Here is a 20,277-nt window from a genome sequence, read left to right as displayed (position 1 = left end):
GCAAGTCAATGCTTGCGCATCTTTCAGAACTCGTCAGAGCGCGATCTTGCAACGGGAGTGTATATCGGCGTTCCCGAGGCGCAGACGTCGATCACACGAGCACTGAGCATTGAGTTGAGCGCGACACGCGACATCAAATCCGCCCCGGGCCAAGATTGTCGAAAACCTCTGGTTAGACGACGCACCGACCAAGGCGCTGGATCTGTTTGATATTGATATGACCCACGTATGGAGGCAGAAGAAGATTGCCTACAGTCACGGCACCTGAATCTCCATCGAGCCATCGGTTTGCGTATCGCCACGCAAGCCGAATGACCGATACTTCGTCGGCTCGCGTGCGAACGCGCAACAGTGACCGGTCGTGTCCCATACGCCCACAAGCTGCCACGAAGTAGGTGCACTCGGCGCTGCTCAACGGCCAGGCAACCTCCCTTGTGTATTTCAGGCGAGCCAGTCTGGCTATGCAGAAAGCTAGGCATCCGAGCATTTCCAGCAGCATCACGCATCCCGCCGCGCCGGCCGTGAGCGGCTCTTCGGAATGAGAAATGGGATCAAATGGCACCAGCCTCGTCCACTCACGGCCGGATTCCTCTACCACGAGGTGATAGAACGGCGCCTGCAGCCGGTAGTTGACAAGCATGGTGCAAATGGCTGCAGTCAACATAGGCATGCGGACGTTCAGGCGCAGGCCACCCGGTTCCCTCCCGATCAGAGGCAGTACCCGCGCTGCAGCTTGCGCATGTGACGGAAACTGTCGCCGAACCCAGCCAATGACCTCCTTCGTAACATTCTCGCGTGCCCTTTTTCGCGCCTCGCCATAGGGGTCGCTGCCCTCTGACGGTACGCCGAAACACAGCGCCCGAAATCGCGGAAATCCGGCTTTCGAACCCTCGTTGGGGAATGCCGCGCATCTGCTGGCAACCCGCGCGGCGGTCGCCATTTCCTCGGGCAGCACTACAACTCCGCTCGAGGAATGACTCAAGCGTCCGCCAAAGAGCCCATAGTCGCGAGGTCTCTCCTCCACTTGGAGTGCCCGATGAATTTCTTCGGTTCGCGCATTGAGCAGCGCACTGTCTTGCGACGCGGCCGTCGGGTCAAGGTACAAGTAGCCGCACTCGGGGCACGCGAATGGATCGGCCGTCATGTCCACGAAGGTCACGCGCTGGCGGAATTCGCACATGAAGCAGCGGCTGTTCAATAGGCTGTGATGTACCGGACACGTAGTTACTGCCGGGTGCTGGTACACAATGCTGTGAAAACCTTGCCTCAGGCAAGCTGCGCAAGAGCGAAGATCCCTGTCCAGGACTGCGAGGCCGCGAATGTCCATGATGCTGCGTCCAAACAAGACCTGTCCCCGCCCGGGATCAAGCCCGAGTTCTGCAGTGACAAATCGCTCCAACACAAGCCTGTGGGTTCCCAGCCTGTAGCTACTCCAGACGGGGCTCGAGTGAAACTGCATCTTCTCCGTCTTACCCGGAATCTTTGCCATGACTTCCGCTAATGACGTACCGGTGCGCGTGATATAGGTGCACCACGCCATGTAAATTGAGGCCGTCGAGGGAAGATGCAGGCTCGCATCAGGTACAGGAGCTACTGTGTCTGGCGCACTTCGCGCCATGGAGATCGGCCTATTCAAGATTTTCTCTTCGGCGTCGAATGCTTGAACCAGTTCTTGTCCAGATCGCTTTCATGCTCTTCCGCTTTGGTGTAGTACATCAGTACTTTGAAGAACCCTGAACTGTGGATAGCCTCCAAGACATCCGAGGCCTCCAGTTTTCCAGGATCCTTGCCGGATTCTTGACACTGCTGAAGCAACACCGCGAGCGAGATCCGCATGTACTCCATAGGTAAACGTAAGCCCCCTTTTACTTGCTGCTTTGACTCGATCGCTTCGATGGCTTTGATGTACGAACTCGCAAGTCCAGCTACGCGAAAACCCGCATTCCAGGCCGTGGGAAACTCGCGCTGCACCGAGCATGTCCCATCATCCTGATCAGGTTCGTCGAATCCGGGCAGCACTGTGGAAAAATCTTCTTTGGCCACACCGCGGAACCAATGCTCGCGACAGAAGAATCGAGCCAGAAGGTGCACCGCGCTGGTCTCCACGAACCCAGTGCTCACATCCGAGAGTTCCGGATGGCCGACAAGCAACACGAACGGCATCAGCTTTCGCTTAACAAGTTGGATGCAGATGCCTTTGAGTACCAAGTAGTGGGTGAGATTCAGTACCTGGGCTTCATCCATGACCAGCAGGAGGCGATGTGTTCCCGCCTTCATTGCAATACCCTCGAGATGGTCGTACAGACGCCGCTTGAGTTGTGCGATATCCCTGTGAGAGATCGCATAGCAGCCTGCTTGCACAAGACGGTCCTGGATGAATTCCCGTCGGCTTGGAGTGCGTTCGTGCTCAGTGTCCATCTCCCAGCGAACGATACCCAATGGCATATCGAGCAGGTGCGGAAGCATGGCCACTGCGTACTCGACGCCCCATGTCTTGCCATTGCGCATCTTTCCGTACACCGCGGCCCCCGGAAGATCCGTCGCAATCCAGTCACGTATTGCCTTTGCCAATCGCATGATCTCCGGCGTGCACACTGCCACGGGAGCGAGAATCGCGCGTCGTTTGTCGTTTTCCGCGATCTCCCTAATTGTCAGTGGCAAGGGTGGGAAGGAAATCTCCTTCGGCTGCATTTCAGGGGGGAAAGGCATTTGCAAACTCCTTGGTCAGCGTCGCAAGGGCTTCCACACTGCGCCAGGCGCAGTTGGGGGGGGCGTCGCGACCCCTGGCTCAGGCCGGGCAAGGTTCTGTGCGTCGGGCACGGGCTGTTGGTCGCTTGCAGCAGTGGTCTCATCGTTAGAGACAGACCCGTCTGGTGTACGATCCCCAACCGGGTTCAGTGCCTCGGCGACCCGGGCCTCCTGAACCCGAAGGTCTTCAATGTCTCGCCGAATTTCGAAGAACTCTATTCCATCGCTAGCCATGAGCATCTGCTCCACGCGCGCGAGCTGAGCGGCCGCCCGACGGTCCTGGGTAGCTACATCGCGCAAGTAGTGGTACACGGCTTCAAGCGGCCGATCCTCAGCCCTCGGCCCTAACGCCTTATGTTTCTTGAGCTTCCCAAAGAGCAGGCGAAACCACATGGAGTGGGGAAACTTCTGCCATCGGCCGACGGCATGCACCTCTCCGAAGGGGGAGCCGTCCGGGTAATACAACATGACGGTGCGAAGGTCTGCCCCCCAGTAACGCACCCACATGAAGCGCCTGTCGAGGTCCACACGGCTGTTCAGTGCCGCGCTTCGGTACTCCGCATACTCAAATATGAAGTGCGGCCTTCTGCCTTTCGTGAGGTCCATGCGAATGGTCACCCTTCTGGGCAGGCAGAAGAAGTACCTGTGACGACAATCAACGGGCAGACTTTCCAGCGTAATGTCCCCTCGCTGTGCGCGCCGGCGCAAGTACTCCAATGGCGTGAGATAGGCAACGGCCTCGCACGGCAGAACGTTCTGATTGCGGGAAAACGCCGATACCGCTCCCGCAAGGACGTCTGCGTCTATCAAGTCTTTGGGAACCGCGTCAGCAACCTTGCGCACAGGATCTTGCGGTCCTGTGCCGGTAGTTCCGATGAGTTGGTGCAGCAGGTGGGTGCGTGCCGAGTTCTTTTGCTCGATCTGGGCACGGGAGTGCGGCTGGTACGGGAAGTCCAGTTTCACCAACCCGCCAAGAAGTGCGTGCAGCGCGAACTGGAACTCGTTGGCAAGATGCGCAAGTGCGCGATCGAGATAGATGGCCTTGGGCACCTTGTAGCGCAAATAGTGAGACAGTCCTTCGGCATCCACCGGGAATGCTGCGCCAGGCTCCAGCTCATTTGGCAGATCAGCAATCGGAGGCTGACTCCCAAAGATGGCGTCGCAAACGAGTTCCAGCAAGTCGCTCACCGTGACGGCGCTGTCAAAGATCAACCTGTCCCCTAGGGAGGCCGACGAGTTGAGATCTGACATGGCTATGCCAGTGAATCGCTGGGCCTCGGCGTGCAGCCAACCGAGAGACTCCGACTTGATGCGCTTCTTGCCGCGTGCGTCCGCCGTGTATTCGTCGATTACCCATGCTTCCATAGGACCGTAGAAGGGCTTGCCCTCCCCGTCGCCTTCGCCGAACTCCCAGAGGTTGGCCGCCAACTCTCCATTTTCGACACGGATGAAATCAAGGGCGTGTTCCTCAAGGAACGTTGTATTCTTCCATTTCCATACCGCGCAGCCGGCCTTATCTCCGGTGTTGAAGGGATACTCCCTTTCGGTGAGCCCCTCGAGGCGGCAAAGCCTTTCTAGCTCCTTTTTCAGCTCGTGCCGGGTTGCCCTGTTCGGCCGCCGACCATGAGGCTTCTTCGCGAGCAGGAAGGCCTCCAAGCCTTCTTTGATGGCGGAATGGAGTTCGAGGAGTTGGCCGAAGGCTCCAGAGAATCCCCCTCGAGGGTCTTTCGCGGCTGTGACACCAGCCTGCCGGCGCTTGGGGCGCAAGTGTGCACCTCGCTTAAGTGCCCGGAATCCCTGGATCCTTCCGTCACGATGCATTGCCAGGCAGCGCCCAAGAAGTTGATGGAAACGGGCGTAGCTCACCCCCGCCTTCTTGAGGCACTCCTGCAGTGGCTGCCAGGCTGCGTATGCCTCGAACGCGGCACGCAGCCGTTCGTACCGCTTGCGGTCGGACGGCCCCATACGCGCCATATCCGGGGCAGGCCAATCCTCCAGTACAAAAAGCGCTGGAGGCCAGCAGCGGCGATCAGCCTTATAGCGCTTGGAGGACGGTTCTGGGGCCATAGGGCACTTGGATGTCAAAGTCGATGAGCTTGGCGAGGTAAGCTCGAAAGATCAGGCAATCCATCTGCTCCACGTATTGGAGGCCCTTGCTGTTCCGCAGCACCTCCATCAGTTCGATGCGCGTCATCGGTTCGCGGACCAAGGAACGCACGACGTCTTGTTGCTCGATCTCGCACGGGATCTTTGCATAGAGCGTCATGCGCTGCCGCATCATCGAGACATTGGCTATGTGGACTCCGTTCGCTCGCACCATCTCGCGGCTTCGCACGCAAGCCTGCAAGCCATGTTCAGCGGCTACTGCGCGCAGAGCATGCTGTCGCACGTCCGAGATTGGGCGGGCAACGACGACGTCGGCGAAACGCGTGCCATCACGCCGATCCACGATCAAAGAAAAGCGTTCCTGGTAGGCTGTGCCACCAATGACGGCAGTGTGAGCCGATTGAGGCACCTCCAATCGGAGCGTTTCGGGATCGAAGCGGCGCAACATCCAGTTCTCGGCGTGCAATTCATTGCGAACGGAGACAAACTGGACTTCGACGGGGTCGATAAAGCGTGCCTCTCCGCGTGGGTGAACACCCGGCAGCCCCCCGAACTTGTGGTCCTTCAGCTCCCACATGGCGCGGGCTCCTTGCGGTGCTTGTGTACGGGAGTCGCGAAGCTGTGACCTCGCTTCGCGCTTGCAGGCGAGTCGTTTTCCATGGATGACCTCCACGGACGTTCTGGATCAGAAGAGCTCCCGCGCTAGGTCAAGAACGCGAGCGGCAGGCATGCGGGCGGGCCCTTGACGGCCGTCCGAGGGGGGCTGGATAATGCACGGACAGTGACTGCTGCCATGCACGTTTGCATGCCTGAGGAATCAGGGTACTGAGGATTCAGGGCAGAGAGGCCTCGCGTTGGCGCGCGAGGCCTTTTTGTTGGCTAGATCATTGGGTTCCTCCAGAGGAGCTATGCTGCTGAGATGGTTGTGCGCCGTGTACTTGGCTCCGTAGCCAGGCCGCCACATCTTCCACCAGTGCAAATCGACCACGGCGGTAAGGGATGCTGAATACCGCCACCGGGCACTTTCCTCGAGCAACGGCCATGCGGAACGCCTCCTGAGAGGGGTACGCCAGCGCCTTGCGCAATGCTTCCCCGCCCATCACTGGGCCATGGATGGCAAAGAGCTGCGCTTCGAGGGCTTCTCCGTTCATGCTGGTTACGCCTAGTTCGGGACATCATGAGTCTGGTCAGGGCGACTCGCAACTGAGTAGCATCAGCGGAACTGTGCTACTCACTGGCCAAGCGTCCATGCCCCGTTTTGAGGAAATGCACCAGTGCGTCCGTTCGCTGTTGAGCAATGCCGGACAGTGGGATAGCGTGCGCGCCGCCAAGGGATGCCACCCGGAAGATGCGGCGAGAACTGCCAGCTGGCTTGCCTTCCTGTTTGCCGCGACCGAAGCGCACGGGATCACCCAACTTCAGCGCTGGCTCGATCCCGAGTGCCATTACCGCGATGAGTCAGGCAAACGGCAGCACACCGGTAAATGGTCTCAGTATCAGTGCGGAAGGACCCACCCCAGCCTTGACCAGCTACTGCGGGTTGAACTCATCGTACCTGGCAGTTTTTCGGCCTATTTCCATCCTCTTCTGCTGCTCCTTGATTGCCGCCAGAGCCCTCAAAAGTACCGCTTTCCCACTAGCCACCCTCAGGAACTCGCTGCAATCCTGGAAGGACCTCACCATCGACCGAGGCTGCGTTTGACTTCAAGTGAAGCTAAAGCGCTTCTCTCCCACTCGACTGGCGCAGCTCTCGTGCACCTTGCCTGTCTGCTCCTGCTTGCATGCGCCCGCCGCGTCGGCAGGGCGATATGGGATCTCACCAAATGGACGTACTGGCAGATGCAGCTGGATGCCGTGCTGCTGGACCGCAGTGGCATTTTGAAGATCGTTGTCATGAACATGTTCGAACGAGTCCTCACGCGACTGCGACATGACGGCCGGCTGGTAGCGCCCTTGCCAAACTTATTCCTAGAAAGTGCCGCTTGCCTGCAAATGGCTCCGTTCTACCTGCGCTCGACTTTAGAGCTGTCTGCCGAGCAGCATCGACAAGTCATGGTCCAGTTACTCTTCGACGGCCGATGCGGAGCCTTGTTTGATCCGTTGTGGTACAGCGAGGCCGCAGCGACGTCGAACGCGCCCTGGGAGGCAGCGGACCCGGTCATGCTGAATGGAATCAAGGCGCGAATCCGCGGCTTTGGAGCCTTTCTTGACCTGTCTGACCCTGCTCGCACATCGTTGGCAAGATGACAAGCGCCCCCAGCAGTGGTTTCGGGGACATCTAGAGGACCTGACTTCCGCCTTGGGACAACGCTTCGACTTGCCATCGGTCCGCGACCGCTCTGCGACGTGTCGTTCTACGGGCTCCGGCTGTTCGACCTTACATCCGCGTCCACTGAAGTTAATTCATGTGCCCACAGAACCAAGTATCCAATGAAATCAGCAACTTATCGCTCGCCGACACTAGAGGAGTTGACCCGGCTCGCGCAGCTACGCCCTCACCGCGGCGCCCAGTCCGGACCGCGGGCCCGCAGGAGCGCCTGCCGGAGATCGCGCGCTCAACGCAAGTGGTCTTCGAAGAACCTCGAAACCTGGTTCTCCAGTTCGGGCAGGAACGCCGCACGGTCGAAACCGGGTGGATTGGCTGCGGCGTCACCTGCCGCAGAAGGCAGCGGAATTGCCGATTGCGCCATGAAGGCGAAGTGCCCCGCGCCGGCCACGGTGCTGGCTTGAGCCGTGGGCAGGCTGGCAACCACGTGTCCGCCGTGGTACTTGCCGTTGAGCAGCGTCGCGTTCGGCCATCATGACGCGTACGGGCACCTTGATGGCGGCCAGGCTTTCTGCCGTGAACACCACCGCCATCGGAGCGAGGACGACCACCGCGCGGATGCGACCGTCGGAGACGGATACCCGCTGTTCTGGCGACGTCACCCTGGCGGGGGATGCGTCCTGTACCCCGGGAGACTCCGCGCCGGCCGGTCCCTTGGCCAAGGAGCAGAACCCCGGGTCGTCCTGCACCGCGCGGCAGTGCTGCGCCGCGCGCGCGGGCTCGGCCTGCCCACCCGCGAGCGCGAGCACGCTGTAGCCCCCGGCGGAATGGCCTACGGCACCGATGCGCCCGGCGGGAATCCGGGCCCCCCATTCAGTGCTCGCCAGCAGCGCATCCAGCACTCGACTGAGCTGCCGGGGGCGTTCGGCGAAGTAGCGGCCGGAAGTGACCAGGGAACGGTCCTGGTAGTTGTCTCCTTGGTGGCGCACGGCCGCAACGAGGTACCCGTCCCTGGCCAGCCTCGTGGCCAGGTTGTGGTGATTGAACTCCGAGCCACCCGTGCCGTGCGACACCAGAATCAGGCCCCTGAACTGCCCCTCGGCAACTGCGCCACCAGGGGCAACCACAGGCTGCCAGGGCCCCATGGACACGGTACGGGCTGCTACTGCCGTCGGATAGAACAGCGCGACCGTCGTGGGAGGCTCTTCCGCGACGATGAACGTCCGGTATCCGGCATGCTGCGCTCCCGCATGGCCCGCGAGGGAGAGCAGAGCCAAGGCGACCAGAACGCGGGGGCGCAGCAAGACGCGAAGCAGGCGCACGGAGTGCCTCCAGGAACCGCGGGGGGGCAGCGGCGAGCGACGACTGTAGCGTGCCGTCAGCAGACGGCCATGCGCTGCGACAGGCGGGCTCGCGGTGTACAAGAAGGCTGCGGAGACAGCCTCTGCGTTCAAGCCCGAATGACCGCGAGCGTGAAGAATTCGAGCCTCGAAACCCGTCAACGCAAAGGACCCCCATGCTCTCGGCCCACGACATCGGAACCGTCTTCCTCATCGGCGTAGGCGCCACGGTCGTCATGGACGCGTGGCTGGTCTTGCTCGGTCGCCTCGGAGTGCCCACGACGAACTGGGGCCTGGTTGGTCGCTGGGTCGGGCATATGCCTCGAGGGCAATTTGCCCACGCGCCCATCGCGAAGGCGCCTGCGGTACGGGGCGAACTCGCACTCGGCTGGATGACCCACTACGTCATCGGCATCGCGTATGCCGCCGGGCTCATTGCATGGGTGGGCGCCGAGTGGGCCGAACAGCCCACCTTCGTTCCGGCACTGGCCTTCGGTCTGCTCACGGTGGTGGCGCCGCTCTTCGTCATGCAGCCCGCCATGGGGTCGGGATTCCTTGCCTTGAAGACCCCTGCCCCGCTCAGGAACTGCCTGCGAAGCATTGCAAACCACTCCGTGTTCGGCGCTGGCATGTACTTCGCCGCCGTGGCCATCGCGCAGTTTCCTCGCTGACGATCCCCATTCCTGACGCGCATCAACACGGCCCGGCCCCGAGCGCCCATGCTGGATTCCAGTTCCGGAGGAACCATCATGAAAGCCAACGCACTTGCGCTCGTCGTTGCCGCGTTCGCGACGCCCGTCTTCGCCCAGGCCCCCTCCCCCGACCACCACGCTGCGCACCACCCCGCGGCAGCAGCCTCGGGTCCGGTCGCACCGCGGGCTGGCTCCGGTGACGAGTTCAGCGCGCAGATGGACAAGATGCGGGACATGCACAAGCGCATGCAGGCGGCGAGGACGCCGGCCGAACGCCAAGGCCTCATGGACGAACACATGAAGCTGATGCGATCCGGCATGGCCCTGCTGTCCGAGGCGGAACCAGCCCCAGGCCCGCGCGGCATGGGCATGGGCCGGATGGGCGGCATGCACGGGCAGCGCGACGGCGCCGGTCCGAAGTCATCCGAGGCCGCGCCCGAAGCGGGCTGCTCCCAGGGCATGGAAGGCATGATGGGGATGCACGGCGCCATGGAGCGTCGGATGGCCATGCTGGAGCAGATGATTCAGATGATGGTGGACCGCGAGTCCGCCCTCCCCCGCAAATAGGCCGGCTGTCCCATCGCGGCGGGGCTGCGCGGTGAGGTTCGACCGCCGCTACACGTCCCGATACAACCACTACACGGCGACACAAGGAACCAAGGTGCCGAACCGCCGCGCACGCACGGCAGGCCGAGCGTATCGGGGATGGGCCGCGCCGCATCCGGCTTTCCCACTGATAGGCAGCCCTGACCCCACCTTCAAGGGCCACCGCCGGGAATTGTCGACCGACCCAGGGGTGCTGCGACACCGCGCAGAAGGTGCCTAGGGTCCGGCGGCTCCGCTGCCTAGCATCCCTTCACCCGTGCTCCTGAAGGTTCCCTGCAAACTCCTCACGGGTCTTTCACGGGCCGCGCTTGCGGCCCGTTCTTCCTTCACAAGGCCTCCCACTCCCCCAGGCAGTGGCGCGCCAGCGCCGTGACCCAGAAGGGCTCCCGCGGGTCGAAGGCCATCCCGAAACCGGGACTGACCAGGAAGCCGGCCCGCTCGAAGGCCCGGGGATCCTGGCCGCGAATGAAGCCGGCCAGCGCATCGAAGGGCACCGCGACGTTGCCGATGGCCACCACCTGTGCCTGCAGGGTCACCTCCTCCAGCCGGCCGCAGTCCTGGAAGCGGTAGACGACGTGGCCGTAGTCCATCTCGTGGAGCCCGACGCCATTGCGGCCCGAGCGCCAGGGCTTGCCGTGCGTGCGCAGGATGTCTTCCGGCGACACCGAGAACGGGGTGTCGTCGACCTGGACGAAGGGCTGGAGCTTCAGGGGCATGGGGCATTGTCCGCGAGCGGTTCCCGCCGTGCCGGCACAATCCGGGGTACCCCATGGATCTCGAGACCCTGCGACTTCGCCTGCGCGCCGCTGGCGCCGGCCCCACCCACGAGCGCCGCATCCTGCGCCTGTGGAGCAACGCGCTGCCCATGGACAGCGGCAAGCGCCGCATCGAGGACTTCCTGCCGGCCGGCCTGCGCGCCGAACTGCCCGCCATCGAGGCCGAGCTGCAGGGCCTGGCCCGGATCGCCTCGGTCCATCCCGGCGCCGACGGCTCCGAGCGCCTGCTCGTCGCGCTGCGCGACGGCCAGACCGTCGAAAGCGTGCTGCTGCCGCGCGAGGGCCTCTGCATCTCCTCGCAGGTCGGCTGCGCCGTCGGCTGCCGCTTCTGCATGACCGGCCGCGGCGGCCTCGAGCGGCAGCTCGGGAGTGCCGAAATGGTGGCCCAGGTCGCCACGGCGCGCGCGCGCCGCCCGGTGAAGAAGGTGGTCTTCATGGGCATGGGCGAACCGGCCCACAACCTCGACGCCGTGCTGGACGCGATCGCCCTGCTCGGCACCGCCGGCGGCATCGGCCACAAGAACCTGGTGTTCTCCACGGTGGGCGACCCGCGCGTGTTCGAGCGCCTGCCGCGCGAACACGTGAAGCCGGCCCTGGCGCTGTCGCTGCACACCACGAAGCCGGAACTGCGCGAGGCCTTGCTGCCGCGCGCCCCCCGCATGACGCCGCAGGCTCTGGTCGAAGCCGCCGATGCCTACGGGCGCGCGAGCGGCTATCCGATCCAGTACCAGTGGACGCTGCTGGAGGGCGTCAACGACGGCGAGGACGAAATCGAGGGCATCGTCCGGCTGCTTTCCGGCCGGTACGGCGTGCTGAACATGATCCCCTTCAACAAGGTCGACGGGCTGGATTTCAGGCGGCCTTCGTGGGAGCGCGCGGCCGGGATCGCCCGCACGCTGCACCAGCGCGGCATCCTCACCAAGCTGCGCCAGTCGGCGGCGCAGGACGTGGAGGGCGGCTGCGGCCAGTTGCGCGCGCGCTCCGTGATCAGGATGTCCGTCGCACCGGCGGCGGCTTCCACGGATCGCCAGGCATTGGTGGCCCCGCCCAGGATGCCCGCAGGAACAGCGGGCAGCGCAGGAATGGATGGCGGGGGCGACGCAGCCCCGGAGGGGGGCGATTGGTGAATCGGTCGGTCAGGATCCCCTCCAGCTTTCTGCGACGCCCCGCACGCCTGCATTGAAGCCGAAGAGCTCCCTGGCGCACATTGGCTCTTGGTCCATGGTGGCCTGCGCGCCACGGACCGACGCGGCACCTGCGCCATCCCCCTCGGACTGAACCTGCAACTGCCCTCGAGATTTACGCGCGTGGCCGCTCAGGGCCGGCCGAGGAACAGGTACCACGCATTGAGGCCGCGCGAAGCGTGCCCGTAGGCCAGGTACAGCGGGCCGATCGGCGTGTCCACCCCCAGCAGCAGCGCGCCCGAATAGAGCGTGCCCTCCTGGTTGCCCGGCACCAGCGGCTTGCCCATGCGGCCCACTTCGAACGAGGCGCCGCCGTAGAGGCCGCCGAATACGCTCCAGCTGTGCAGGCGGTTGTAGTACACCACCCGGCCGAATCGCAGTTCCTCCCCCAGCAGCGCGCCGGTCGGATAGCCGGATTGCTGCAGGAAGCCGCCCCACTGGAACTGGCGCCCGGGCGGCAGCGGCTTCGAGCCGAGCGCGGAGCCCAGGCGCGCGGACAGGGCGACCGTGTGCTCGCCGAACGAATGGGCATAGGTTCCCGAGAGCTCCCCTTTCGTGTAGTCGAGGTCGCCGCCCAGCGCCTTGCGGGCGGCGATCAACTCGAACGACGCCCCGTAGCCCTTGCGGGGGAAGCTGATGTTGTCCAACTGGTCGACCAACGCGCGCCACGTGAACGCGGTATGCGAGACATAGTCGCTGGCCACTTCCAGGACCGGCAGGCCCGTGTCGAGCGTGGCCCGGGTGCGCGCCAGGACCAGGCCCACGCGGGTTTCGCCGTAGCGGGTGAACTGCGCGCCCAGTTCCACCCCGGCCTGGGTTTCGGTGGTGTCGTAGCTGGCGATGCGCTGGTCCGCCTGGAACACGTCCACCGGCCGGCGGAGGAACTCGAAGCGCGGGGAGACGAACAGCCCCTGCCCGCGCTGCAGCGGCTGCGTGAATTCGGTGGACAGGCGGGTGGTGCGGCCCACCTGCGCATCCCAGCGCCATTCGGCGCCGAGCCGGTTCAGCCAGGTCATGCGATAGCTGCCCACGAGGTCGAAGAAGGCATCGCCCTTGAAGTCGGACGAGAGCCCGAGGCCGAGGCGCAGGTAGTTGGGCCCCCAGGACTTCTCCACCGCGTCGACGACGAGGATGCGCTTGCCGGGCTCCTCCAGGATGCGGTAGCTCACGTGCTCGAAATCGCCGGTGCCGAACAGGCGCTGCATGTCCTTGTCGAGGACGGCCTGGTCGATGGGCTCGCCGGGCCTGGTGGCCATCACGCCGCGGGCGATCTCCGGGTTCACCCGCTTCAGGTCGTTGAACCGGATTTCGTCGATCGGCGGATTGGCGGCGGCCACCGCGGTGGTCCGCCGGGCCTCCCAGGCGGCATAGGCCTGCGGCGACACGGCGTATTGCCGCAGCCTTTGCTCCACCTCGCGCGCCGCGGCTTCGCCGATGGGGACGGTGACGGGCAGGTGGTCGAAGTCGGAGGCGGAGAAGTCGCCCAGCTTCGGCACCACCAGGATGTCCTGAGGGCCCAGCGAGGCGAGCGAGGCCTGCACGTTCTGCTCGGTGAGGATGTTCACCATCTGGCCGGTGACGCCCAGGACGGTGCCCAGCTGCTCCGGCCTGAGCAGGGGGGTGCCCAGGTTGACCGCGATCACGACCTGCGCCCCGAGGGCGCGCGCCACGTCGACCGGCAGGTTGTTGGTGAGCCCGCCGTCCACCAGCAGCTTGTCGTCGATGCGCACGGGCTGCAGCACGCCGGGCACCGACATGCTCGCCCGCATCGCGGAGGCCAGCTCCCCCTGCGACAGGATGACCGGCTTGCCGCTCACCAGGTCGGTCGCCACCGCCCGGAATGGAATCGGCAGCGCATCGAAGCGCACGAAACCATGCGTGCGTCCCAGTTCGCGCAGCACGGTCTCGAGCTGCACCCCGGAGACCAGGCCCTGCGGCAGCATGAGGCCGCGCGAGTCCACGCCCATGTCCAGCGGCGCCAGGTTGGTCGCGTCGTCCCGCTTGAGGTGCACCGCCCGTTCTTCCCGGGGCGGCAGTTCCTCGAACAGGAGCTCCGTGGAGAGCTTCCCGAGCAGGGCCTCCATCTCCGCCACCGGCGTGCCGGACGCGTAGGCGGCGCCGACGATCGCACCCATGCTGGTGCCCGTCACGCAGTCGACGGGGACGCGCAATTCGTGCAGCACCTTCAGCACGCCGACGTGGGCCGCGCCGCGCGCGCCGCCGCCGGAAAGGACCAGGCAGATCCGGGGGCGGACGGAGGGCGTGCCCGCCGCCCCGGGTGGAGGCTGCTGGGCGTGGGCCGATGCGACAACGGTAGCCAGTGCGATCGCGATGCACAGGACGCGGAGCATGGACGCTACCGTGCAGGGCGGGCGAGGTGGGGTCAATTGCCCATTGGTCCGACTGGACCGCGGCCGGCACATCGTTCCGGCCCGCGCGTCACGGTAACCGGTTACGCCGGTCGAAGATCGTCATGGGCCTGCTGCCAAGTGGCGCGCTGCTGCGCCACCCGGTCGATCGCCGGCCACGAAGGCACCGGGGCCCAGGCGCGCTGGGCCCCGGGCCGCTCAGGCCGCCGCCGATTCCGGCAGCGCGAGCGCGGCGCCCGCAAGGCGCGCGTGGCCCCCGTGCGGCACGGGGCGATCGGCGAACACGCGCACGTCGCCCTGTCCCAGCTCGAAGGCGCTCACGGTGCGCACCAGCGTCTTCGCCTGGTCGCGCATGCTCTGGGCGGCCGCCGAAGCCTCTTCCACCAGGGCCGCGTTGCGCTGGGTCATCTCGTCCATCTGCTCGATGGCCACGTCCACCGCCTCGATCCCCGCCCGCTGCTCGGTGCTCGACGCGGCGATCTTGCCCATGATGTCCGCCACGCGCTTCACCGAGGCCACGATGTCGTCCATGCTGCGGCCCGCGGCATCGACCAGCTTGCCGCCGGCGTCCACCTTCTCCACGGAGTCGGTGATCAGCTGCTTGATTTCCTTGGCCGCGCTCGCCGAGCGCTGCGCCAGGGTGCGCACTTCGGCCGCCACCACCGCGAAGCCGCGGCCCTGGTCGCCTGCGCGCGCGGCCTCCACGGCGGCGTTGAGCGCCAGGATGTTGGTCTGGAAGGCGATGCCGTCGATCACCGAGGTGATGTCCGCGATGCGGCTGGAGCTCTCCTTGATCGCGCCCATCGTCTGGACCACTTCGTGCACGACTTCGCCGCCGCGCACAGCATGCTCCGATGCCGAACGCACGACGCCGTCGGCCTGCTGCGCGCTGGCCGCATTCTCCCGCACGGCGTCGGTCAGGGCCGCCATCGTCTGGCGCGTCTGCGCGAGTGCGGACGCCTGCGCGTCCGTCCGCTCGGCCAGGTCGGCGTTGCCCGAAGCGATGTCGCCCGAGGCTCCGGTGATGCTGTCGGTGCCCCGGCGCACCTCCGACACGGTGCGGAACAGGCTGTCGTTCATGTCCTGCAGGGCATGCAGCAGCTCGCTGATCTCGTCGGACCCCAGCACGGTGACCCGCGAGCGCAGGTCGCCGGCGGCCACCCGCTTCGCCAGGCTCACTGCGCCCTGCAGCGGCACGACGATGCTGCGCGTGATCATCCACGCCACCACGGCGCCGATGACCAGGCCCAGCGCCGCGACGCCCAGCAGCAGGTTCATCCAGCTCTCGCCCGCCGACACGGAGGACTTCAGGACGACGGCGGCCGCCGCCTCCTGCGCCTGTTGCAGCTTCCGGATCTCGGCCAGCGCGCGCTGGTTGAGGGGCTCGATCTTGCCCGTGATGATGCGGCCGGCCGCCTCGGGGTTGAAGGCGACGGCCTGCGCATAGGCCTGCTCCAGCGCCGCGTCCATCTCCTTGGTGAGCCGGCCGACGTCCTCCACCGCCTGCTGCTCGGTGCTGTCCAGCCCGAGCTCGGCCAGGGTCGCGCGGGCCTGCTCGTAGCGCTTCTGCTGCGCCTGCACCCTGGCCTTTTCCTGCTCCATCGCGGCAGTCTCGGCCAACATGCCGATGTTGCGCATGGCCAGGCCGGCCTCGAGCAGCGAGCTCTGCATGATGTTCGCCTGCGTCATCTTGCTGTTGGCGAGCGTGATGCCCGCGACCATCAGCGAGCTGTTGCGCCGGTTGACGAGGTTTGCCGCGATCACCGAGATCAGCAGCAGCGTGAGGACGGTGGCGAAGCCGACCGTCAGTCGGGTTCCGATGTGAAGCCGGTTGAACTGCATGGCGTTTCCGGGAATCGAGTGTCGGGTCGGTGGCTTACTTGGCGCCGTAGGTGCTCAGGGTCGTCTGCCAGGCGCTGTCCTTGCCCATGTCGGCGAGCAGGTCGTTCAGGAGCTTCTGCAGCTCCGGGCTGCGCTTGGGAACGAGGATCTGGCGGGTGTAGGTGCTCTGGGGGGTGGGAGCGATATAGATCTTGGACACCAGATCCATCTCCTTGAGCAGATAGTTGGCGGTGGCGCGCGGCAGCAGCGCCGCGTCGAGGCGGCCGGCCTCGAGCTTGCGCAGGTTGTTGCGCTCCTTCTCCGCGTCCTCGCGCTTGATCGCGCCCGTCGCGACGAGATCGTCGATGCCCGCGTACTTGTGGCCCGTGATGCCGCCGAACTGCTTGCCCTTCAGCGAGGACGGATCCTTGTAGTCGATCTTCGCCTTCGCATTGGACAGGATGAGGTTCGCGTCCTCCATGACGCCGGTGGTCCACAGGTAGGTCGTCTTGTCCTCGTCCTTCATCCACTTGGGGGCCACCCACGCCACCACGCCCGAGAAGTCGGGCGTCGCCATCAGCTTGTCCAGTTGCGCGCGCGTGACCGTTTCGATCTTGAAGGTGGCGGCTCCCTTGGCCTTCCGGGTCAGGGTGTCGGCCAGCTCGTAGCTGAGGCCCTTGCCCGCCTCCAGGACGAAGGGCGGGTGGATGTGGTACGTATAGATCGTGACCTGGCCGGCGGCGAACGCGGAGGAGGACAAGGTGGCCAGGGCAGTGAAGCCCGCGGCGGCGAATCCCAACTGACGACGAGTAAGTTTCATTGGAGGTCCGTGTAGTAGTGATTCGCACTGTAGTTTCTGGTGCAGAAACCCAGCGTTGCAGACTTGCCGAAAACGTCTGCCGCTTCGCCGCCCGATGACATGGATCAAGCGCCGCCCTCGCGCGGCGTTCACGTGCGCGCAACATGCGCATTCTTTCCTTGCGGGCCATCAAGAGCCCGCGGCGGCCATGGGCGCACACTCGGCCTGTCCGGCTCTGCCCCGGCTGGGAACAAGAACAAACCGGCAATGACGCCGAAAAGCCTCCAGTTCAAAGTCAGTCTCTACCTGACCCTCGTGCTCGGGGCGACCATGATGCTGTTCATCGCCCTGCTGGTGCGCCAGGAGCGCAGCGAGCAGCTGCAGACGATGGTCACCCACATGGCGCAGCTGTCGCAGGTGATCGAACGCAGCACCCGCTTCGCGATGATGCAGGACGAGCCCGCGATCGTCGACCGGATCATCGAGGACATCGGCAAGCAGGAAAGCATCCGCCGGGTGCGCGTGCTGCGCAAGAACGGCACCATCGCGCACTCCAACGTGGCCGGCGAGGTCGGGCAGCACATCGACGAGGACGCCGAGCACTGCTCCCAGTGCCATACCGGGAGAAAGGTCCTGGGCGAGGAACCGCACAAGGTGCGGTGGCGCCTCTTCGACACCCCGGACCACCACCAGCTGCTCGGGAACATGGAGGTGATCCGCAACGAGCCCTCGTGCGCCCGCGCGTCCTGCCACGCGTCGCCGGAGAAGGAGCCGGTGCTCGGGGTCGTGGACATCACCTATTCCCTGGACCAGGCCAACGAGCACCTTACCACCCACGTGGTCCGCATGATGCTCGTCTCGCTGGGCTTCGTGCTGCTGGTCTCGGTGAGCGTCGGCTGGCTGCTGCGCCGCCTGATCTACCGGCCGCTGCGCGACCTGGCGCGCGGCTCGGAGCGCATCGCCTCCGGCGACTTCGACCAGGCCATCCCTGTGCGCAGCGCGGACGAATTCGGCCAGCTCGCGCGGTCCACCAACACCATGATGGCGGCGCTGAAGAAATCGCGCCAGGAACTGGAGGACTGGGTCGCCACGCTGGGCGAGAAGGTCAAGGAACGCACCGAGGAACTGCGGCTGGCCGAGGCCGAGGTCGCCCGCGGCGAGAAGCTGGCGGCCATCGGCCAGCTCGCCGCCGGCATCGCGCACGAACTGAACAACCCGCTGACCGGCGTGCTCACCTTCACCTCCCTGATGCGCCAGAAGGCGCCGGCGGGCAGCCAGGACGCCGAGGACCTCGACCTCGTGATCCGCGAGACGCGCCGCTGCGCGAGCATCATCCGCCGGCTGCTGGATTTCGCGCGCGAGAAGCCGCCCGAGAAGGCCGAGGTCGACCTCAACGAGATCGCCCGGGAGACCGTCCGTTTCGTGGAGCGCTCCGCGGCGCTGCAGCAGGTCCAGATCACCCTGGAAGCGGACCCGGGGCTGCCGCGGCTGCACGCCGACGCCGACCTGCTCAAGCAGGTGCTGATGAACATCCTGGTGAACGCGCAGCAGGCCATTCCGGCGGCCGGCCGCGTCACCGTGCGCACCCGGCTGCACCCCGCGCGCAAGCTGCCCCTGCGCGACCCGCAGCCCGTGGTGGAGATCGCGATCAGCGACACCGGCTGCGGCATCGACAAGGCCAACCTGCAGCGCATCTTCGAACCCTTCTACACGTCCAAGGAAGTCGGCAAGGGGACCGGCCTCGGGCTGTCGGTGAGCTACGGCATCGTCAAGGCGCACGGCGGCGAGATCGAGGTCGAGAGCACCGTCGGCGCCGGCAGCACGTTCCACGTGTTCCTGCCCGTCGCGCTACCGCCGCAGCCCTCGCAGACGGGGCACGGCACGCCGGAGGCCATCGCATGAAAGCACGCATCCTGATCGTCGACGACGAGGACATCGTCCTGCGCAGCTGCGCCCGCATCCTGGCGGGCGACGCCTACGAAGTGCAGACGGTGCTGGAGCCCTGGGAGGCGCTGCGGCGCATCGACGACGGTGGCTATGACGTCGTGGTGCTGGACATCATGATGCCCGACATCGACGGCCTGCAGGTGCTGCAGCACGTCAAGGAGCGTCACCCGGACATCGACGTGATCATGATGACCGGCCTGTCGCAGATCCAGACCGCGGTGCGGGCGATGAAGATCGGCGCCTTCGACTACCTGCCCAAGCCCTTCGACCCCGACGAGCTGAAGCTGGTGGTGGACCGCGCCCTGGAACGCCAGCGCCTGCTGCGCGAGAACCGCGCGCTGAAGTCGGAGGCCGGGGCGAAGTACCGGTTCGAGAACATCGTCGGCGCGAGCGCGCCCATGCAGGCGGTCTACCGCCTCGTCGCCCAGTGCGCCCCGACCCACTGCACGGTCCTGGTCACGGGCGAGAGCGGCACCGGCAAGGAGATGGTCGCGCGGGCGATCCACTACAACAGCCTGCGCAAGGACCAGCCCTTCGTGGCGGTGGACTGCAACACGCTGTCGGAGAACCTGCTGGAAAGCGAGCTGTTCGGGCACGTCAAGGGCGCCTTCACCGGCGCCGTCTCCGCCAAGCGGGGCGTGTTCGAGCTGGCCAACAACGGCACGCTGTTCCTCGACGAGCTGGGCAACATCCCCCTGTCGACGCAGGCGAAGCTGCTGCGGGTGATCCAGGAGCACGAGTTCAGGGCGGTGGGCGACACGCGCATCCAGGCCACCAACGTCCGGCTGGTCGCGGCGACCAACTGCGACCTCAAGGCCATGGTGGCCGAGGGCAGCTTCCGCGAGGACCTGTACTACCGCGTCAACGTGTTCCCCATCCACGTGCCGCCGCTGCGCGAGCGCAGCGACGACATCCCTGCCCTCGCCATCCATTTCCTCAAGGCGTTCTGCGGGGAGCTGGGCCGGCCGGTGCCGCGGATCTCCGACGGCGCGCTGAGCCTGCTCGTGAACCATGGCTGGCCCGGCAACGTGCGCGAGCTGCAGAACGCGATCCAGCGGGCGGTGATCCTGGCGCAGGACGACGACATGATCCGGCAGGCGCACCTGGCGAGCATCCTGGAAGGAGCGCCCCCCAGCGGCCTCGAGGTGCCGCGCACCGGCGAGGAGCTCAAGCGCATCAAGAAGATCGCGCGCGAGAAGTCGGTGGAGGACATCGAGAAGCTGTTCGTGCAGGAGACGCTGAAGCGCAACGTGTGGAACGTCACGCGCAGCGCGGAGGCGGCGGGGATGCAGCGGGCGAACTTCCAGGCTCTGATGAAGAAGTACAACATCCGGGTGCGGGACACGGAGGCGCAGGCGGACGAGGAGCTGCCCGAATAGAAAGGCTCTTCACCGAATTCCGGGCCCAGGAAGAGAAGCGGTCGACGGCCGCAGCAAAAAACCAGACAGCCGAACGCAGAGGGCGCAGAGAAATCGCAGAGGACGCAGAAGGACAGCCGAAGAACAAGATTTTCTTCAGGGCTTTTTCTGCGTCCTCCGCGTAACCTTTGCGCCCTCTGCGTTCGGCTGTTTGGTTTTTCAGTCCCCAATAGAAAGAGAAAGGGACCCTGTCGCCGACCCTCGT

The 20,277-nt window shown here is 65.3% G+C and carries 16 protein-coding genes; 6 read left to right on the top strand and 10 right to left on the bottom strand.

Annotation, left to right across the window (positions count from 1 at the left end; all coding sequences use genetic code 11):
• Positions 1–172 precede the first annotated feature (172 nt).
• The 5 genes from JJ685_RS08595 to JJ685_RS08575 all read right to left on the bottom strand — a co-directional run bounded on the left by JJ685_RS08595 (position 173) and on the right by JJ685_RS08575 (position 6,005).
• A complete protein-coding gene (locus JJ685_RS08595; RefSeq protein ID WP_201673843.1) occupies positions 173–1,180 on the bottom strand; it encodes a hypothetical protein in 1,008 nt (335 codons plus the stop codon).
• A 452-nt stretch (positions 1,181–1,632) separates the two neighbouring features.
• On the bottom strand, positions 1,633–2,709 hold the full coding sequence (locus JJ685_RS08590) for an ATP-binding protein (protein ID WP_201673842.1): 1,077 nt from the start codon (positions 2,707–2,709) through the stop codon (positions 1,633–1,635).
• Between the two features lie 15 nt (positions 2,710–2,724).
• Positions 2,725–4,713, bottom strand: coding sequence for a hypothetical protein (locus tag JJ685_RS08585; RefSeq protein WP_201673841.1), 1,989 nt, complete (start codon positions 4,711–4,713; stop codon positions 2,725–2,727).
• 70 nt (positions 4,714–4,783) lie between these two features.
• Positions 4,784–5,431: a hypothetical protein gene (locus JJ685_RS08580; protein ID WP_201673840.1), complete on the bottom strand. Its 648-nt coding sequence runs from the start codon at positions 5,429–5,431 to the stop codon at positions 4,784–4,786.
• A 307-nt stretch (positions 5,432–5,738) separates the two neighbouring features.
• Positions 5,739–6,005, bottom strand: a complete 267-nt coding sequence (locus JJ685_RS08575; protein WP_201673839.1) for a hypothetical protein — start codon at positions 6,003–6,005, stop codon at positions 5,739–5,741.
• Between the two features lie 97 nt (positions 6,006–6,102).
• Here JJ685_RS08575 and JJ685_RS08570 point away from each other — a divergent pair, with 97 nt between their 5' ends.
• Complete coding sequence (locus tag JJ685_RS08570; protein ID WP_201673838.1) at positions 6,103–7,101, top strand: hypothetical protein; 999 nt, start codon at positions 6,103–6,105, stop codon at positions 7,099–7,101.
• A gap of 402 nt (positions 7,102–7,503) precedes the next feature.
• Here JJ685_RS08570 and JJ685_RS08565 read toward each other — a convergent pair whose 3' ends face one another.
• Complete coding sequence (locus JJ685_RS08565; RefSeq protein ID WP_236598850.1) at positions 7,504–8,442, bottom strand: alpha/beta hydrolase family protein; 939 nt, start codon at positions 8,440–8,442, stop codon at positions 7,504–7,506.
• A 194-nt stretch (positions 8,443–8,636) separates the two neighbouring features.
• Between JJ685_RS08565 and JJ685_RS08560 the strand changes: the two genes are divergently transcribed.
• A complete protein-coding gene (locus JJ685_RS08560; protein WP_201673837.1) occupies positions 8,637–9,131 on the top strand; it encodes a DUF2938 domain-containing protein in 495 nt (164 codons plus the stop codon).
• Positions 9,132–9,209: 78 nt separating this feature from the next.
• Positions 9,210–9,719 carry a hypothetical protein gene (locus JJ685_RS08555; RefSeq protein ID WP_201673836.1) on the top strand — a complete coding sequence of 170 codons (510 nt, stop codon included), beginning with the start codon at positions 9,210–9,212 and terminating at the stop codon, positions 9,717–9,719.
• Between the two features lie 365 nt (positions 9,720–10,084).
• Here the strand turns inward: JJ685_RS08555 and JJ685_RS08550 are convergent, their stop codons facing one another.
• Positions 10,085–10,474, bottom strand: coding sequence for a hypothetical protein (locus tag JJ685_RS08550; protein ID WP_236598849.1), 390 nt, complete (start codon positions 10,472–10,474; stop codon positions 10,085–10,087).
• 53 nt (positions 10,475–10,527) lie between these two features.
• Here JJ685_RS08550 and JJ685_RS08545 point away from each other — a divergent pair, with 53 nt between their 5' ends.
• A complete protein-coding gene (locus JJ685_RS08545; RefSeq protein WP_201673835.1) occupies positions 10,528–11,661 on the top strand; it encodes an RNA methyltransferase in 1,134 nt (377 codons plus the stop codon).
• A 188-nt stretch (positions 11,662–11,849) separates the two neighbouring features.
• On the opposite strand, the gene JJ685_RS08540 is transcribed toward JJ685_RS08545, so the two are convergent.
• The 3 genes from JJ685_RS08540 to JJ685_RS08530 form a co-directional block, all read right to left on the bottom strand.
• A complete protein-coding gene (locus JJ685_RS08540) occupies positions 11,850–14,069 on the bottom strand; it encodes a patatin-like phospholipase family protein (protein WP_236598848.1) in 2,220 nt (739 codons plus the stop codon).
• Between the two features lie 216 nt (positions 14,070–14,285).
• Entirely contained in the window at positions 14,286–15,929 is a 1,644-nt protein-coding gene (locus JJ685_RS30245; protein ID WP_201673833.1) for a methyl-accepting chemotaxis protein, read from the bottom strand.
• 34 nt (positions 15,930–15,963) lie between these two features.
• Positions 15,964–16,728 carry a substrate-binding periplasmic protein gene (locus JJ685_RS08530; RefSeq protein WP_201673832.1) on the bottom strand — a complete coding sequence of 255 codons (765 nt, stop codon included), beginning with the start codon at positions 16,726–16,728 and terminating at the stop codon, positions 15,964–15,966.
• A 246-nt stretch (positions 16,729–16,974) separates the two neighbouring features.
• Between JJ685_RS08530 and JJ685_RS08525 the strand changes: the two genes are divergently transcribed.
• Positions 16,975–18,609 carry a sensor histidine kinase gene (locus JJ685_RS08525; RefSeq protein ID WP_201673831.1) on the top strand — a complete coding sequence of 545 codons (1,635 nt, stop codon included), beginning with the start codon at positions 16,975–16,977 and terminating at the stop codon, positions 18,607–18,609.
• On the top strand, positions 18,606–20,033 hold the full coding sequence (locus tag JJ685_RS08520) for a sigma-54-dependent transcriptional regulator (RefSeq protein ID WP_201673830.1): 1,428 nt from the start codon (positions 18,606–18,608) through the stop codon (positions 20,031–20,033). Before JJ685_RS08525 ends, JJ685_RS08520 begins: the two co-directional genes overlap by 4 nt.
• The last annotated feature ends 244 nt before the right edge of the window (positions 20,034–20,277 follow it).

The organism is Ramlibacter monticola (genome assembly GCF_016722785.1).
GTDB lineage: Bacteria > Pseudomonadota > Gammaproteobacteria > Burkholderiales > Burkholderiaceae_C > Ramlibacter > Ramlibacter monticola.
The sequence above is the reverse complement of the archived record's forward strand: the minus strand, read 5'-3'. Positions and strand labels throughout refer to the sequence as shown.

Excerpts from the sequence above, each read along its gene's own strand:
- JJ685_RS08595 (WP_201673843.1), bottom strand. The coding sequence starts at position 1,180 with ATGTGCGAATTCCGCCAGCGCGTGACCTTCGTGGACATGACGGCCGAT.
- JJ685_RS08590 (WP_201673842.1), bottom strand. The coding sequence starts at position 2,709 with ATGCCTTTCCCCCCTGAAATGCAGCCGAAGGAGATTTCCTTCCCACCC.
- JJ685_RS08585 (WP_201673841.1), bottom strand. The coding sequence starts at position 4,713 with ATGGGGCCGTCCGACCGCAAGCGGTACGAACGGCTGCGTGCCGCGTTC.
- JJ685_RS08580 (WP_201673840.1), bottom strand. The coding sequence starts at position 5,431 with ATGTGGGAGCTGAAGGACCACAAGTTCGGGGGGCTGCCGGGTGTTCAC.
- JJ685_RS08575 (WP_201673839.1), bottom strand. The coding sequence starts at position 6,005 with ATGAACGGAGAAGCCCTCGAAGCGCAGCTCTTTGCCATCCATGGCCCA.
- JJ685_RS08570 (WP_201673838.1), top strand. The coding sequence starts at position 6,103 with ATGCCCCGTTTTGAGGAAATGCACCAGTGCGTCCGTTCGCTGTTGAGC.
- JJ685_RS08560 (WP_201673837.1), top strand. The coding sequence starts at position 8,637 with ATGCTCTCGGCCCACGACATCGGAACCGTCTTCCTCATCGGCGTAGGC.
- JJ685_RS08555 (WP_201673836.1), top strand. The coding sequence starts at position 9,210 with ATGAAAGCCAACGCACTTGCGCTCGTCGTTGCCGCGTTCGCGACGCCC.
- JJ685_RS08550 (WP_236598849.1), bottom strand. The coding sequence starts at position 10,474 with ATGCCCCTGAAGCTCCAGCCCTTCGTCCAGGTCGACGACACCCCGTTC.
- JJ685_RS08545 (WP_201673835.1), top strand. The coding sequence starts at position 10,528 with ATGGATCTCGAGACCCTGCGACTTCGCCTGCGCGCCGCTGGCGCCGGC.
- JJ685_RS08540 (WP_236598848.1), bottom strand. The coding sequence starts at position 14,069 with ATGCTCCGCGTCCTGTGCATCGCGATCGCACTGGCTACCGTTGTCGCA.
- JJ685_RS30245 (WP_201673833.1), bottom strand. The coding sequence starts at position 15,929 with ATGCAGTTCAACCGGCTTCACATCGGAACCCGACTGACGGTCGGCTTC.
- JJ685_RS08530 (WP_201673832.1), bottom strand. The coding sequence starts at position 16,728 with ATGAAACTTACTCGTCGTCAGTTGGGATTCGCCGCCGCGGGCTTCACT.
- JJ685_RS08525 (WP_201673831.1), top strand. The coding sequence starts at position 16,975 with ATGACGCCGAAAAGCCTCCAGTTCAAAGTCAGTCTCTACCTGACCCTC.
- JJ685_RS08520 (WP_201673830.1), top strand. The coding sequence starts at position 18,606 with ATGAAAGCACGCATCCTGATCGTCGACGACGAGGACATCGTCCTGCGC.